At 53.0% G+C, this 14669-nt stretch carries 13 protein-coding genes; 8 read left to right on the forward strand and 5 right to left on the reverse strand.

What is annotated here, in order from left to right; all coding sequences use genetic code 11:
• The first annotated feature begins 48 nt into the window (after positions 1–48).
• Positions 49–1317: a DUF3422 family protein gene (locus COO92_RS10320; protein WP_101301911.1), complete on the forward strand. Its 1269-nt coding sequence runs from the start codon at positions 49–51 to the stop codon at positions 1315–1317.
• Positions 1318–1395: 78 nt separating this feature from the next.
• On the opposite strand, the gene COO92_RS10325 is transcribed toward COO92_RS10320, so the two are convergent.
• The gene (locus tag COO92_RS10325; protein ID WP_101301913.1) at positions 1396–2463 is read right to left on the reverse strand and encodes a COX15/CtaA family protein; all 1068 of its coding nucleotides are present in this window, start codon (positions 2461–2463) and stop codon (positions 1396–1398) included.
• A gap of 255 nt (positions 2464–2718) precedes the next feature.
• On the opposite strand from COO92_RS10325, the gene COO92_RS10330 reads away from it, so the two are divergent.
• The 5 genes from COO92_RS10330 (at position 2719) to COO92_RS10345 (ending at position 7946) form a co-directional block, all read left to right on the forward strand.
• A complete protein-coding gene (locus COO92_RS10330; RefSeq protein ID WP_101301915.1) occupies positions 2719–3279 on the forward strand; it encodes a precorrin-2 dehydrogenase/sirohydrochlorin ferrochelatase family protein in 561 nt (186 codons plus the stop codon).
• Positions 3276–4019: a phosphoadenylyl-sulfate reductase gene (locus tag COO92_RS10335; protein ID WP_101302563.1), complete on the forward strand. Its 744-nt coding sequence runs from the start codon at positions 3276–3278 to the stop codon at positions 4017–4019. Before COO92_RS10330 ends, COO92_RS10335 begins: the two co-directional genes overlap by 4 nt.
• Positions 4020–4295: 276 nt before the next feature.
• Positions 4296–5627, forward strand: coding sequence for a TackOD1 domain-containing metal-binding protein (locus COO92_RS22070; RefSeq protein WP_165792319.1), 1332 nt, complete (start codon positions 4296–4298; stop codon positions 5625–5627).
• A complete protein-coding gene (locus tag COO92_RS10340; RefSeq protein WP_165792320.1) occupies positions 5617–6900 on the forward strand; it encodes a glycosyltransferase family 2 protein in 1284 nt (427 codons plus the stop codon). Before COO92_RS22070 ends, COO92_RS10340 begins: the two co-directional genes overlap by 11 nt.
• An 8-nt stretch (positions 6901–6908) precedes the next feature.
• Positions 6909–7946, forward strand: coding sequence for an HlyD family secretion protein (locus COO92_RS10345; protein ID WP_101301919.1), 1038 nt, complete (start codon positions 6909–6911; stop codon positions 7944–7946).
• Between the two features lie 35 nt (positions 7947–7981).
• Here the strand turns inward: COO92_RS10345 and COO92_RS10350 are convergent, their stop codons facing one another.
• Complete coding sequence (locus COO92_RS10350) at positions 7982–9430, reverse strand: deoxyguanosinetriphosphate triphosphohydrolase (protein WP_022734051.1); 1449 nt, start codon at positions 9428–9430, stop codon at positions 7982–7984.
• Positions 9431–9553: 123 nt separating this feature from the next.
• Complete coding sequence (locus COO92_RS10355; protein WP_022734050.1) at positions 9554–9973, reverse strand: DUF4870 family protein; 420 nt, start codon at positions 9971–9973, stop codon at positions 9554–9556.
• A gap of 227 nt (positions 9974–10200) precedes the next feature.
• Here COO92_RS10355 and gor point away from each other — a divergent pair, with 227 nt between their 5' ends.
• Positions 10201–11562: a glutathione-disulfide reductase gene (gene gor / locus COO92_RS10360; RefSeq protein WP_101301921.1), complete on the forward strand. Its 1362-nt coding sequence runs from the start codon at positions 10201–10203 to the stop codon at positions 11560–11562.
• Between the two features lie 80 nt (positions 11563–11642).
• On the opposite strand, the gene COO92_RS10365 is transcribed toward gor, so the two are convergent.
• Positions 11643–12107, reverse strand: a complete 465-nt coding sequence (locus tag COO92_RS10365; RefSeq protein ID WP_101301922.1) for an Lrp/AsnC family transcriptional regulator — start codon at positions 12105–12107, stop codon at positions 11643–11645.
• A gap of 160 nt (positions 12108–12267) precedes the next feature.
• Here COO92_RS10365 and COO92_RS10370 point away from each other — a divergent pair, with 160 nt between their 5' ends.
• Positions 12268–13284 (forward strand): 1-aminocyclopropane-1-carboxylate deaminase, encoded by a 1017-nt coding sequence (locus tag COO92_RS10370; RefSeq protein ID WP_101301925.1) that lies wholly within the window; start codon positions 12268–12270, stop codon positions 13282–13284.
• 67 nt (positions 13285–13351) lie between these two features.
• Here the strand turns inward: COO92_RS10370 and COO92_RS10375 are convergent, their stop codons facing one another.
• Positions 13352–14659, reverse strand: a complete 1308-nt coding sequence (locus tag COO92_RS10375; protein WP_101301926.1) for a TRAP transporter large permease — start codon at positions 14657–14659, stop codon at positions 13352–13354.
• Positions 14660–14669: the final 10 nt, after the last annotated feature.

A 14669-nucleotide genomic window follows, 5' to 3' on the forward strand; every position in this document is an offset into this window, starting at 1 on the left:
CGAACGTTTTATATAGACCGCAATGGCCAATTATGAAAGCCCGTGGCAATGTTTGTTGAACATCCCCAGCGTGTCGCACTCCATAATGAAATCCATGCCCGCCCGTTTGGTGGGGTTTCAAGCCCGGCGCGATGTTCTTGCATTGCGTTTCACGCGGGCGAAGACCTTGACGATGACGTGCGCGATCACTTCCTGTCTTTTTGCCGCCGATACAGCCTGACACCCCCGGCGGCCGACCAGAAATATTACGAAGCTGCCTGTGACGGTTTCACCGTCATTTGGGAACGTCATGCGGAATTCACGGTCTATGTCTTTAAGCGATCCGCCGAGTTTGACGATCCGTTCGAAGACCCGGTGATTAATTTGATCCCGCAGGATTGGTTGTCAGCGACACCCGGACAGTTGATTGTTGGCCTGCACATCGCGGTTGAAAAAACCGGGCGTAACGACGAAGAAATTTCACGCCTGTTTGATCATAACGGCCTGACCGGCAGCCGGGTTCTGGGTGGAACGGCAAAAGTCTGGACGGACTTTCGCCTGCATGGAGACGGATTTGGCCGTATTCTGATCCGTGATCAGGGGATGGAACAGCTTCAGACAGGGCGTCTGGTTCAACGTCTCAAGGAAATCGAAGTCTATCGCATGATGGCGTTGCTGGCCTTTCCATTGGCCCATTGTGCAACCCCCAAGGTTTCCGAGATTGATACCCGGCTATCAGACATCACCGCTGAAATGGCCAGCAAGACACAAACCAATGACGAAGAAACCCTATCTAAATTGACCGACCTTGCCGCCCAGACCGAAGAAATGGCGGCATCGCTCAATTACCGTTTCAGTGCCGCACGCGCCTATTACCGCATTGTGCAGGCCCGCCTGCTTGAACTTCGCGAAGAACGGGTAGAAGGCCTGCAAACCATCACCGAATTCATGGAGCGCCGTTTGGCGCCGGCCATGCGGACCTGCCAGAATATTGGTGATCGGTTGGAAGTCCTGTCAAAACGGGTGGCGCGCGCTAATAATCTTTTGCGCACCCGTGTTGATATCCTGCTGGAAGCACAAAACCGCGACCTTCTGGCCAGCATGGACCGCCGGGTGAAATTGCAACTCCGCCTGCAACAAACCGTCGAAGGCCTGTCTGTGGCCGCCATTACATATTATGCGGTTGGCCTGCTGGGCTATTTGTTTAAGGCGCTTAAGGATGCGGGCGTTCCAATCAATGATCGGATGGCGACCGGGTTGGCGGTGCCGGTGGTATTGGCTGCGATCTGGATTTCGATGCGACGGATCAGGAAGGCATTGCATCGGGCCGATACCTAAATCGGCATGGGTGCTACAAAATCAAAAGGGCAGCTCGCGGGCTGCCCTTTTTAAAATATTGCAATTTCTGTAGTTTTGTCAGTTTGCGCGGCGCAGCTTATAGGCTGCATAGGTTGCGGTTCCGACGAGTACTACCGCGCCAGCCTGATGCGCGACGCCAAGCGGCAACCAGACAACGGACAGCAGGGTCGAAATGCCAAGTGCCACCTGAAGGCAGGCTGCGGCCAAGACCAGATGTGTTGCAAAGCGTTGATTAGATGTCAGGTCCCATTTCCCAGCTCGCCACCAGAACACCAGCACCAGTACAAAGGTCAGTTTGGCCAGCCAGCGGTGATCCCATTGCACGGTCATATGGTCTTCAAACGGGGCCAGCCACGTTGGATCAAACACATAAAGGCCATCCGGGATCAGTTGCCCATCCATCAAAGGGAAGGTGTTAAAGGCATATCCTGCATCCAGCCCGGCGACGAAGCCGCCCGAAAGGGCGGTGAATACGATCAGACACAGCAATTGCAATCCACGTCTTGATCCGTTTGTGCCAACGGGGCGCGGGGCGTACTGATTAAGTCCAACCCACAAAAGGGCGATGAAAATCACCAGTGCCAATCCAAAATGCGCGGTCAGGCGGTACTGGCTGACATCGGGGCGATCGACCAGGCCGCTCATCACCATGTACCAGCCCATCAGGCCCTGAAGCCCGCCAAGGATGAAAAGCCCCCACAGTTTCCACTTCGTCGCACCATCAATGGAGCGTTTGGCAAGAAACCAGACGAACGGGATGAAGAACACAATGCCGATCAAACGGCCCCAAAGCCGGTGAATGAATTCCAGCCAGAAGATATTTTTGAAATCATCCACGGACATCCAGGCATTTACTTTCTGGAATTCCGGGTATTGGCTGTACTTGGCATAAAGCGCAGCCCAGTCCGCGTCGTTTAATGGCGGGATGATCCCGGTGAACGGTCGCCATTCAACAATCGACAGCCCCGACTCCGTAAGGCGTGTTAGCCCGCCAATCACCACCATGATGAACACAAGTGCGGCACAGGAAAACAGCCAGATGGCGACATTCTTATGGGCGACTGTATCAGGGGCCGGATTTTGAAGGACCTTACCTGACAGGGCGGAGGAGGCACTACTGGGCATTTGGTGGTTCTCTCGTCATTCAGTGCGCGCGGGCACGCTTGCTGGCGGAATTTGGCCCAATATAGGGTGGTTTTCCAAAAAATGCATGAAAAGCTGTACGAATATCTCAATGCCTTCAGATCGCTCAGGTTCAGGTTAAATAAACATATAAAATAGTGTTGTATAAATTAAAAACACATAAAAAATGTATTGAATTTTTTAATCTCCACACTCATTGTCAGGGTTAACCAATAGAAACCCTTTAGAGGATCGACGATGTTTCCCATCAATCTGGACCTGACGCGGCTTTCGGTCGCATTGGTCGGCAACGGTCAGCCGACGCTGAACCGTTTGCAACAGCTTGACGGTGATGGGGCGAAATACGTCACCGTCTATTCTGAAGGCCCGATACCTGAACTGGCCCGACAGGCTGGTGACCGGCTGCATCGTTATTTGCCAAATTCGGCAGATGTCAATGCGGCGTCCATTATGTTTATTGTCGACCTTGGCGAAGAAAAGTCCGCCGAGTTGGCCGCCATTGCCAAGGCGGTCGGCACGATTGCCAATGTCGAAGACGTCAAGGAATACTGTGATTTTTTCTCGCCAGCGCGCGTTCAGCGTGGTGACCTGATGATCACGATTTCGACCAACGGTCATAGCCCAAGACTTGCAGGACGTATACGACGTGCGATAGATAAGTGGCTGGAACCAAACTGGTCAGATCGGCTTACTGCGCTTTCTGCCGAACGAGAAAAGTGGAAAGCCAATGGTGCAAATATGCAGCAGTTGCTTGAAAAGACGGATGAATATATTGATCGTCGTGGATGGTTGCCATGAATGTAATGCGTGAAGAAGACATTCTGACTGGTGGATCCATGTCTCTTGAAGAGGCCACGGATCGAGTTGCGTCTTTGATGAGCCGTTATGGTAATTTGCAGGGTGCGGCTCTGATCGAGCCGATGGTGCATGAAGAATTCAACGGCAAAATCACCATGACCTCATCCTTTGGGACAGAGGCGGCAGCACTGCTGGCGCTGGTGGCCGAGGTTGATGCCAATCTGCCGATCATTTTCCTTGATACCCGCAAGCTGTTTGGTGAAACCCATACGTACCGCGAACAGTTGGTTGATCAGCTTGGTCTGACCAACATCAAGATCATGCGTCCGGACGAAAACAAGCTCAAAGCAGATGATCCTGACGGAATGCTGTTTGCATCCGATGTGGCGAAATGCTGCTATTTGCGCAAGGTCGAACCGCTTCAACGCGCACTCACGGGCTATGACGCATGGTTGACGGGGCGTAAGCGTTTCCATGGTGGGGAACGTGACGCGCTTCCGGCGATTGAAACGGCAGGTACGCGTATCAAGATCAACCCGCTCGCCGGATATAAGCCCGAAGATATCGACGATATTTTTGAGCATCGCGCACTGCCGCGTCATCCGCTTCAGGCCGAGGGTTTCTTATCCATCGGCTGCATGCCGTGCACAGACCGGGTTGATCCGGGCACAACCGATGTGCGTGCGGGCCGTTGGGCCGGGCAGGATAAAACCGAATGCGGTATCCATTACATTATCTGAACATCTCAACATCGGATATCAGAACCACAAACGGCCACCTGTGATCAGGTGGCCGTTTTGGATATAACTTATGGTTCCATTCGTGTGAAACCGGCGTCGTTTTAAAATCCGTCAAAATTATCCCATATTTCATTGAAAAATAAAAAGACATGTCACGTTGCTTTGTGACCCGTCATGCGTTTTTGTTCGTATGGCTAGTTAATCCGATGCTCGTAAAGCTGGTCGAATATGAACCGGTAAGGCGCGGACTGGTTGGACGAAAAGGGCAAATCAACAATGAAAGTAGCGCAAGCGGAACTGCTTGACGTTTTGACAATTGGCATGTTCGAACAACTGCCTGTCAATGTACGCAAAGCAACGAATTCACGTAAATTCTCGGCGGTGTTCTGCGATCAGAATACCGATTTGTCGCAAGAAGCGATCATTACCTTGCGCGCAGCCGCAGCTCACGACCTTTTCCCGATTTATTGGTTCGGTGAAAATCCACCGGAATTTGTCGATGGTGCCTTTCCCGAAATCAGCCATCAATTCCTCCATGAAGCAATCCGCGACGCTTATGAAAAACTAAGCCGGATTGCAAAACTTGGCAGTACACGCCCAAAGGAAGACCGCGAAGGGCTGAATGTTCTGGGCTACCTTGCCACCCGGCAATGTGACGCGGTGCCCGCATGGGCACCCGGAAGCAGATCCTCCGTGGCATATTCGCGGCTTCGGCCTGATCTGGCATCGCGAAGCCTTTTGACGCAGTTGTATCGGCAAGGGCTACTGGAACGTGACTATTGGCGTAAAACCCACCTTTGTGGCCGTTGCGGCTCATCGCGTTTGAATGTTGCCGAAAATTGCCCGGAGTGCCGGTCGTCGGACTTACAGGAACTCGACATTGTTCATCACTTTTCTTGCGGACATCAGGGGCCACAAGATGCCTTTCAATTAAGTGCAGGTGGCAGGATGATCTGCCCGTCCTGCGAACAAAATCTGGACCATTTCGGGGTGGATTATGACAAGCCAGGGCGTGTCGAAAAATGTAGCAATTGCCATGCTGTCACAGAAAGCCCCGATGTATATTTCGAATGCCTTGACTGTGCAGAACTGACCCTGAGCGACGAGACCCCACAACGCGACTGGTATCACTACCGTCTTTCTCAGGCAGGCCGAGAAGCCCTGTTGCTGGGCCGGTTGCCTGTTCCCGGCCTTGAAAATGCACTGGGCGAATTTGAACCTTCTAAGGATTACGCGACCTTTGTCGCCCTTCTTGATAACGGGTTGAGTACGGCACAGCGTTATGGGCGCCCGTTTAGCATCGCGGCCGTCAGGATTAATACCGGACAGGATGATCTGGATCAGCCCGTCCGGTTTGACAGTGCCATGCGCGAAACATTGATCAAGCTGCTACGCGAAACTCTGCGGGACTCAGATTTCCTGTATGCGGCCGGGGATCAGATTGTGTTTGCCTTCCCCGAAACCGATGCCAGCGAATTTGATGCCATTGTCCGGCGTATTGACGCTGGTCTTGGCAAAAACCTCACTGGTCATCCCGATTATCGCTTCGAAGATTGGTCCGACCGTTCCGTGCGTGACATCTTGCGCGAGGTTCGCAATGTTCGCTGATGGTATCAATTATCTGATATCACTAAGCTTTCCGGCATTCTTTGCGATGTTCTGGCATTTCTTTTTGCTGGAATTGCCACGCTTCATGCTGGCTGGGCTTGCGGTCTGCATTGCGACAATTTTCAAAAAACCGGACGGCCTGCCGCGTAAGCCGTTGAACCGTCCTCGTATCTCGGTTCTGCTGCCCGGCCATAATGAGGCGGACAACCTGCCGCGCGCCATCATGTCGATGCGCGAACAAACAGTGCGGCCCGATCAAATCGTGATTGTGGATGATGGCTCGACCGATAAAAGTGTGGAGGTTGCCAACATCCTGATGCGCGACGGTCTGGTTGATGTGGTTCGGACAAGTCAGGTTCGCGGTGGAAAGTCGGCCGCGGCCAATCTTGGTCTGGCGGAATGCACGGGTGATATCGTGATCATTGCCGATGCGGATACCACCTATGACTGCAACGCGTTTGAGGAATTGCTGAAAGGCTTCGATGATCCGAAAACCGGTGCGGTTGCCGGAAACCTTGGCGCACGTAATCCAGAGGTTTCACTTGCGACCCGCTGGCAGGCTATTCAATACCAGATTTCTATCGGTTTGGGTCGGCAGGTATCCGACATGCTTGGCGTCTTGTTTATTGTGTCTGGTGCCTTTGGTGCCTTTCGCCGGCAGGCGCTTGAACAAGTTGGTGGCTGGTCGGTTGGTCCCGGTGAAGACGCCGAACTGACCAACAAAATCCGTCGTGCCGGATGGCGGATCCGTTTTGCGCCCGACGCATGGTGTTTGACCGATGTTCCCGAAACTTTCGGTCAACTTGTACGCCAACGATTGCGTTGGGACAGATCACTGGTGCGGATGCGTTGGCGGCGCTACCGGGTGTTCCTCGATCCGACAGATGCACAGTTTCGTCTGTCCAATGCGTTGGGAACCATCGATATCCTGTTCTTTCAGGCATTCCTGTCGCTGTCATTCGTGATTTATCTGATTTGGCTTTTTGAGGTCTATGGCAGCTTTGGCTGGATCATCGCGGTTGTGAACCTTTTGGCCTATTCGGCGTTTGGGATTATCGGGTTTGCGATGGCCCAAATTGCCAGCCCGCGTCCGGAAATTGGGCGACTTTGGCTGTATGTCATTGGCTATGGGCTGTTTAATTCACTGTTTTTGCGGTTTGTGCGACTTGTCGCCTGCTTTGACGAACTGATTTTCCGACGGTCCTTTGATGACAACTACGTGCCGCGTCGTGTGCGACATGCAGCGCGTGAAACCCGTGCAGATAATAAGTAGTCGAGAAAATGAAACTTAAAAATCACCGACCATCAACCCGATTGATCCGCGAGCCGCGCGCCATCCCCAAAAAGCGCAATCTTGGGCGCTGGATTTATGTTGGCTTGCTTTTGCTTGTCGGGCTTTGGGCCTTTGATGTCTTTTTTGGGCAGTTCTTCTTTCTGCGTGGCAATGGTCTTGTTATTGCGCGCCCCTATGTGGTGGCGAGCGAATATATCGGGACGGTGCGCGATATTGCCGTGCGTCAGGGTGACCGCGTTGAACGCGGCGATGTTGTCGCGCATTTAAGCTCACGCGAGTATGATGAAGAACTGGCACGGTTGCAGTTTGAGCTGGCAACCTTGTCTGCCGACCGTGCGCGCATGACCAGTAAGATCGGCGGGGCACGCCAACTTATTGAACTTGCGCGCAAACGCCTGAAATCGGCGGCTAAATTTCGCACAAGCATGGAAACCGGGCTTGAGGATGGTGTTGCGACCGGCACGGCGTTAAACACGGCTTATGAACGTGAATATACTGCGCGTGAGGACCTTGAACGGATTACGTCTGATATCACCTCGCTTCGCGCGGAACTCGGTGCTCTGTATCAACAGATTGATCAACGCTATGTGCTGATTGACAGGATTGAACGCTCCTACGACGAAGGACGGCTTGTTGCTCCGGCTAGTGGGATTATTACCGAGGTTTCAGCAATCGAAAGCAGCGTGATCCGTCCGGGCAACCCGATCATGAAAATTGCATCGGGGAAGCCCTATGTTCTGGCGTATTTCGAGAACGGATCGCTGTATGAACTTGAGCCGGGGCAGGAAGTTACCATGCATTACGGCACCAAAACCCTGCGCGGGACGGTGACGTCGCTTTTACCGGTATCAGAACAATTGCCCGAAGAATTCCAACGATCTTTTCAACCGACCAGTCGGGCCCAGATTGCCGAGGTCAAAATTGCTGATGATGCACATCATCCACCGCTTTTTGCCAAGCTCGACATTGGTGGCGGCCTGTTTTCATCTGTTCACCGCCTGTTTGACTGGATGCTCGAAACATAAAGATGGTTGCCCACAACACTGTGACGTCTGCGCACTCAGATCGTAATGCCCTGCAATTTGCGGAACAAAGTCACGGCATAACGATCTGTCATGCCTGAAATGTAATCCATCACCCGCATCAGGCGGCTGTAAAGATCGGACGCATCTGAAATCTTGCCAGACAGCAGCTTATCAATCCGGTCTGCCTGCGGCGGCAGGCGCTTGCCGTGATTGATATGTTCGTCAATATCAATGGCCGCGCGGACAAAGCTGTTGAGCAGGCCATTGATGACCTCAAACCCGGCCATTTCAATCGGCAGGACATGTGGCGCGTTATAAATCTTTTCGACGGCGAGTTTTTTACACGCCTTGGCATCAACGCCAAGTGGAGTGTTGGCCAGAAGGTCACCTTCAATTGTGCCAGTCAAAAGCGCGTCTTCATTGGCGATAAAGGCATCAACAGCGGCCTTGACCAAATTGCCAATCGCCTTGCCGCGCAGGAAACCGATGCGGTCATTTTCCGATTTTTCGGTGTACCAGCTTTCCGTGCGCAAATCGGTCCAGCGTTGATTGGCATCACCCTCATATTTATCAGGATGACGCGCAATCGGGGCTAGGGCCCGTTCGACTTCCTCAAACGTCACACAGCCCAATTCCCAGCCATCCTCAAGATCGACCACGGAATAGCAAATGTCATCGGCCGCCTCGACCAGATAGACCAGCGGATGACGCCGCCACGCGCCATCAAACCCGTCCAGCGGTGACATGCCGCATACTTTGGCGATGGCAGATGCAATATCGCGTTCGGCCTGATAGTAACCCGGTTTTTTAAGGCCGGTATATTCGCGGCGGCGACTGTCTGGCACCGATGTGCTGCGCGGGTATTTGATAAAACTGCCCAGCGTCCCGTAGGTCAGGTTCAACCCCCCGTCAAACCGCTTCATCTCAAGCTGGCTGATGATCCGCAACCCTTGGGCATTGCCCTCAAAATGGCGGAGGTCCTCAAGTTCGGGGCCTGATAAACGTGATGTCAGTTCATCCTTGGCAAGGCGTGATGTGGTGAACCATTCATTGATGGCATCTTCGCCGGAATGGCCAAAGGGTGGGTTGCCAATATCGTGCGCCAAACACGCCGCCTGTACCATATAGCCGATGTCGGCCACGGTTGTTTCACTGTCTTCGGGCAACTGTTTGACAATATGCGCCCCGGCCATCAGGCCCAGTGATTGTCCGACAGACCCGACCTCAATCGTGTGGGTCAGGCGGGTATGAACATGGTCATTTTCGGACAGCGGATGGACCTGCGTCTTGTTTTGCAAACGCCGGAACGAGGATGAGAAAATCACCCGGTCGACATCAATCTGAAACGGGCTTCTGCCATCAGGCGTTGGATAAGGCGCACCCTCGGGCAGGCGTATTTTGCCATCCCGAAATTCCAGCCGATGTGATGAAAGAAGATTTTCCCAGCGCATTTTGTCACCGGGGGCTTGCGACGCCAATGTCATGGCGGTGCGACTCCCTGTCCGTATCAAACCAATGTTCTTGCGGGTGACTTTAGCGGTGTGGGGAGTCGGGTGCAATCAGACAAAGCCGATTGCACCAAGTTATTGCCTTAAACCCGGCTGGGCTTAGCCAAACAACCAGCTGCGCGGGTTATCAATCGGGCGACCACTAAGGGCCCGCAAAAGACCAATGACATTGCGACCGACAAACCATGCGGTGACGAAAAGCCCCATCAGCCCGACAACAGCCCAGCCAATAAGCGGAATCCAGCCAATCACGAAGGTAAAGAACCCAAGGATAATGGCATAGAGGATGCTGATCCAGAAGGTGCGAATAAGGAACGTGTAATGGCTGTTGGTCCAGTGATCGTCGTCTTCGCGTGCGACATAAGACACGATCAGCGCAATCAACCCGGTGGCAAAGGCGGTAAACAAGGTCGCAATCATCAAGCCATAGCAAACAAGGGCGGTATTGCCGCCACGCTCATCGACAAAGCTTGGTGCATTGTTAAAGGACGCGTCCTGACCGTGCATTTGGTCGTTCATAAAGATAATCCTGTATCGTTTTTGCAATCCCCATTGCGTCTATTCAACATATAGCGAGAAAGTTTAAAAATGCTATCTCTGGTTGGCGGTACTGCGATCCTGTTGCGATTGGCATATGCGGTAACGGGAATTTTACGGCCATAATCCCTGATTATGCCTCGACTCTTGGGATTATCTGCCTACATTTGGCGCCATATCATGAAATGACCGAGAATAAGGATCGTCGTATGTCCGACTATGATTTTGATTTGTTTGTTATTGGTGCCGGATCGGGCGGTGTGCGTGCGGCCCGTGTTGCATCCGGCTATGGGGCCAAGGTCGCCATCGCCGAAGAAAGCCGCGTTGGCGGCACCTGCGTTATCCGGGGCTGCGTGCCCAAGAAACTGTTGGTCTATGGCGCGCATTTTGCCGAGGATTTCGAAGATGCATCGGCCTATGGCTGGACCCTTCCCGGCGAGCCGACCTTTAGCTGGAAAACCCTTATTGCCAATAAGGACAAGGAAATTGATCGCCTGAACGGCATCTATCACAAGCTTCTGGCCGGATCGAACGTCACACTGTTTGAACATCGTGCGACGTTTAAGGATGCACATACCGTTGTTGTCGATGGCAAGGACGTCACCGCCGAACGTATCCTGATTGCAGTGGGCGGCCACCCGACCACGCCAGACATCCCCGGTGCTGAGCACGCGATCACCTCGAATGAGGCGTTCCACCTTGAGGAACAGCCAAAACGCATCGTGGTTGTTGGCGGTGGTTATATCGCGGTCGAATTTGCCGGTATTTTTGCTGGACTGGGATCTCAGGTCACCCAACTTTACCGCAGCGAACAAATCCTGCGCGGCTTTGATAACGACATCCGTAATCATCTGGCCGAGGAAATTGTTAAAAAGGGTGTCGATCTTCGGGTCAACACCAATGTCACCGCGATTACCAAACAATCGGACGGCACCCTGAAGCTGACCTTGACCGGCGGCGGCGAGATGGAGGTGGACGCCATCATGTTCGCCACCGGACGCGCACCCAACACCAAGGGGCTTGGGCTTGAACAGGTCGGGATTGACACCAAGGACAATGGTGCGATCAAAATCAACAAGGGTCTGCAAACCAGTGTTGAAAACATTTATGCAGTCGGTGACGTCACCGACCATGTTCAACTGACTCCGATTGCGATCAAGGAAGGCATGGCCTTTGCCGATACCATCTATGGTGGCAAACCATCCGCGATGTCGTATCACGCCATCCCGACCGCTGTTTTCAGTCAGCCCCCCGTCGGCACCGTCGGCCTGTCCGAAGAAGAAGCACGCGCCAAGGGCGGTGAAGTGGTGATTTACAAATCCACCTTTAAGCCGATGCGTCATACCCTTTCAGGCCGCGATGAAAAAACGCTGATGAAATTGATCGTCGATAAAACCACGGACGTTGTGCTTGGCGCCCATATGGTCGGCCCGGATGCTGCTGAAATCATTCAGGGTATTGGCATTGCGGTGCGCATGGGGGCAACCAAGGCCCAGTTCGATCAAACCGTGGCGGTTCATCCTTCGGCGGCCGAAGAATTTGTGACGATGCGCTTCCCGGTTGGCGATTAAATATAACCAAGGAAGCTGGATGTGATCCCAAGGCGACATTCATTGATCAGGATGTCGCCTTTTTTGTTTCCTGATATTGGTCAAAACGCCAACGGCGCGTTATCGACGACCTCTTTCATGACAAAAAATGTCCGCGTTTGGCGCACACCGGGCAGGGCAATCAGTTGATCGCCGTGCAGATGGTTGAAATCCGCCATGTCGCGCACGCGGATTTTAAGGAAATAATCGAAATCCCCGGCCACGAGATGGCAATCCAGGATAAACGGCAACGCGCGGCAGGCGGCTTCAAATGCGCCAAAGCTTTCTGGTGTTGAGCGATCCAGCACTACTCCGACCATGACCAACGCGCCGCGATCTACTTTGTCGGGCGCGATCTGAGCGCGGACGTTCTGGATATAGCCGTCTTCAAACAAACGCTGGGTTCGGCGGTGGCAAGTTGCGGCACTGACATTGACCCGTTTGGCGATTTCCGCATTGCCCGTGCGGCCATCTTGCTGCAACAGGCGTAAAATCTTGTAATCAATCTTGTCTAGCTCTGCGGACATGCAATATCCTTTCACTTTGATGTGATATTGTGGAAGGATATCCATATTAGATGGTCAAAGTAAGTCTTGGGCAGAAATTATTGTCTCAAGTTCGAGAGCACCTTTCATATTGGCTGCGCTAGCCTGAACACGGTTCCAATCCGTTTTCAGGGAGTGCTCGATGAATTTGAACAAGTTTGAAAAATACCCGCTGACCTTTGGCCCGACGCCGATTGAATCTCTGCCGCGTTTGTCCGAACATCTTGGCGGCGATGTTGCATTGTATGCCAAGCGCGAAGATTGCAATTCCGGTCTGGCTTTTGGCGGTAACAAGGTCCGTAAGATGGAATATATCGTGCCTGATGCGATCAAATCGGGTGCCGATACGTTGGTGACGATTGGTGGCGTGCAATCCAACCACACACGGCAGGTTGCCGCGATTGCCGCGAAGATCGGCATGAAATGCCGTCTGGTTCAGGAAAGCTGGGTGCCATTTAACGACGCGGTTTATGACCGGGTTGGCAACATTTTGATGAGCCGCGTCATGGGGGCGGAGATTGAGCTGGTCGATGAAGGTTTCGACATTGGTATTCGCGAAAGTTGGGAAGCCGCCCTTGCCGATGTAAAGGCCAAGGGCGGGGTGCCTTATCCAATCCCGGCTGGCGCATCGGTGCATAAATATGGCGGTCTTGGCTTTGTTGGCTTTGCGGAAGAGGTTCGCGCCCAAGAAGCCGAGCTTGGCTTTAAGTTCGATTATGTCGTTGTTTGTACCGTTACCGGGTCAACCCATGCGGGGATGGCGGTTGGCTTTGCTGCCGATGGTCGGGCGGACAAGGTGGTGGGAATTGATGCCTCGGCCACACCAGAACAGACCCGTGAACAGGTTCTGGCAATTGCGCAGAAAACCGCCGACCTGGTCGAGCTTGATGGTGGCATTTCTGATCGCGACATTACATTAATCGAGGATTATGCCTATCCACTGTACGGTGTACCGTCCGATGAAACCAACGAAGCGATCCGTCTTTGCGGTCGTCTTGAAGGCATGATGACCGATCCGGTTTACGAAGGTAAATCGATGCAGGGCATGATTGATCTGGTCAAAAAGGGCTATTTCCCCAAAGGCTCCAAAGTCCTTTACGCCCATCTTGGTGGGGTGCCCGCGATCAATGCCTATAGCTATCTGTATCGCAACGGCTAGCACGGATAGATAATATTGGATGGCAAAAATGAACAAAGGCGGAGCCTGTTGGCTCCGCCTTTGTGTGTTAGCGTCCGGTAATGCCCGGGAAGATGATCAGCAGGGCGACCGCCAAAATCTGCAAACAGATAAACGGCAGCAATGACTTGAAAATATCGCCCAGTGATATGTCGGGGGGCGCTACGGATTTAAGGTAAAACGCGGCGGGCCCGAACGGTGGTGACAGGAAGCTGACCTGCATGTTCATGGCAAACAGCACCCCGAACCAGACCGGGTCGTAACCGAGGTCTTTAACGATCGGGACAAAGATCGGCATGGTCAAAAGCGCAATGCCGACCCAGTCAAGGAACATCCCGAGGATAAACAGGATCAGCATCATGAACAGAATGATGGTGGTTGGGTCGTCCGAAATGCCCGTAATCAGGGCCGAAACAAACTTGATCCCGCCCATCAGGTTAAACACACCGACAAGGGCGGATGCGCCAATTCCGATCCAGACAATCATGCCACAGGTCGAAAGTGTTTGAAGGGCCGCACTTTTAAGCATCGCGAGCGAAAATTCACGCCGGACAATGGTCGATGCAATAACCCCGGCAACCCCAACGGCCGATGCCTCGGTCACGGATGCGATGCCGCCATAGATCGAGCCAAGAACACAGAACACGACCAGCATCGGCAAGAACAGACCTTTAAGCAGGCGCAGTTTCTCTTCGCGCGGGATATGTTCGGTTTTCGGCGGTGGGGCAATGTTTTTGCCGGTATAAGAACGGAACAGGATATAGGCGACATAAAAGCCCGCCAGCATGAAGCCCGGAATAAAGGCCGAGGTAAACAGATCACCAATAGATACGTTTGCCGTCAGACCATAAATAATCAGGACAATCGATGGCGGGACCATGGTGCCAAGCGACCCACCGGCACAAACCACCCCGATAGCAAGGTTTTTATCGTACCCCTGACGCAGCATCTGGGGCAGGGCAAGCATGCCAAGCAACACGATTTCGCCACCGATAATGCCACTCATGGCAGCAAGAATGACGGCAACAAAGATCGTCTGAACCGCAACCCCGCCCTTAAGACGCCCGCCAAACAGGCGCATGGCATCAAACAGATCGCGGGCAATGCCCGATCGATCTAGGATGGCCGCCATCATGACGAACATCGGGACGGAAACAAAAACAAAGGATGAAACGAATGAAAATACCCTGCTGGTGATCAATGGCACCGCCATCGGGCCAAACCAGCCAAGGGTGAATATAAGGGCGATCAGAAGCGTTACGAACGCAAGCGGCATGCCCGTTAGAAGAAAACCAAGCAGCAGGACGAACATGGCAAGTGTGCCGTATTCAATGCCTAGGGACTGTAATTCAAACATTTAATCTATC

The organism is Thalassospira lohafexi (assembly GCF_002844275.1).
Lineage (GTDB): Bacteria > Pseudomonadota > Alphaproteobacteria > Rhodospirillales > Thalassospiraceae > Thalassospira > Thalassospira lohafexi.

Coding starts and splice junctions, on each gene's coding strand:
- COO92_RS10320 (WP_101301911.1), top strand. CDS start 49: ATGTTTGTTGAACATCCCCAGCGTGTCGCACTCCATAATGAAATCCAT.
- COO92_RS10325 (WP_101301913.1), bottom strand. CDS start 2,463: ATGCCCAGTAGTGCCTCCTCCGCCCTGTCAGGTAAGGTCCTTCAAAAT.
- COO92_RS10330 (WP_101301915.1), top strand. CDS start 2,719: ATGTTTCCCATCAATCTGGACCTGACGCGGCTTTCGGTCGCATTGGTC.
- COO92_RS10335 (WP_101302563.1), top strand. CDS start 3,276: ATGAATGTAATGCGTGAAGAAGACATTCTGACTGGTGGATCCATGTCT.
- COO92_RS22070 (WP_165792319.1), top strand. CDS start 4,296: ATGAAAGTAGCGCAAGCGGAACTGCTTGACGTTTTGACAATTGGCATG.
- COO92_RS10340 (WP_165792320.1), top strand. CDS start 5,617: ATGTTCGCTGATGGTATCAATTATCTGATATCACTAAGCTTTCCGGCA.
- COO92_RS10345 (WP_101301919.1), top strand. CDS start 6,909: ATGAAACTTAAAAATCACCGACCATCAACCCGATTGATCCGCGAGCCG.
- COO92_RS10350 (WP_022734051.1), bottom strand. CDS start 9,430: ATGACATTGGCGTCGCAAGCCCCCGGTGACAAAATGCGCTGGGAAAAT.
- COO92_RS10355 (WP_022734050.1), bottom strand. CDS start 9,973: ATGAACGACCAAATGCACGGTCAGGACGCGTCCTTTAACAATGCACCA.
- gor (WP_101301921.1), top strand. CDS start 10,201: ATGTCCGACTATGATTTTGATTTGTTTGTTATTGGTGCCGGATCGGGC.
- COO92_RS10365 (WP_101301922.1), bottom strand. CDS start 12,107: ATGTCCGCAGAGCTAGACAAGATTGATTACAAGATTTTACGCCTGTTG.
- COO92_RS10370 (WP_101301925.1), top strand. CDS start 12,268: ATGAATTTGAACAAGTTTGAAAAATACCCGCTGACCTTTGGCCCGACG.
- COO92_RS10375 (WP_101301926.1), bottom strand. CDS start 14,659: ATGTTTGAATTACAGTCCCTAGGCATTGAATACGGCACACTTGCCATG.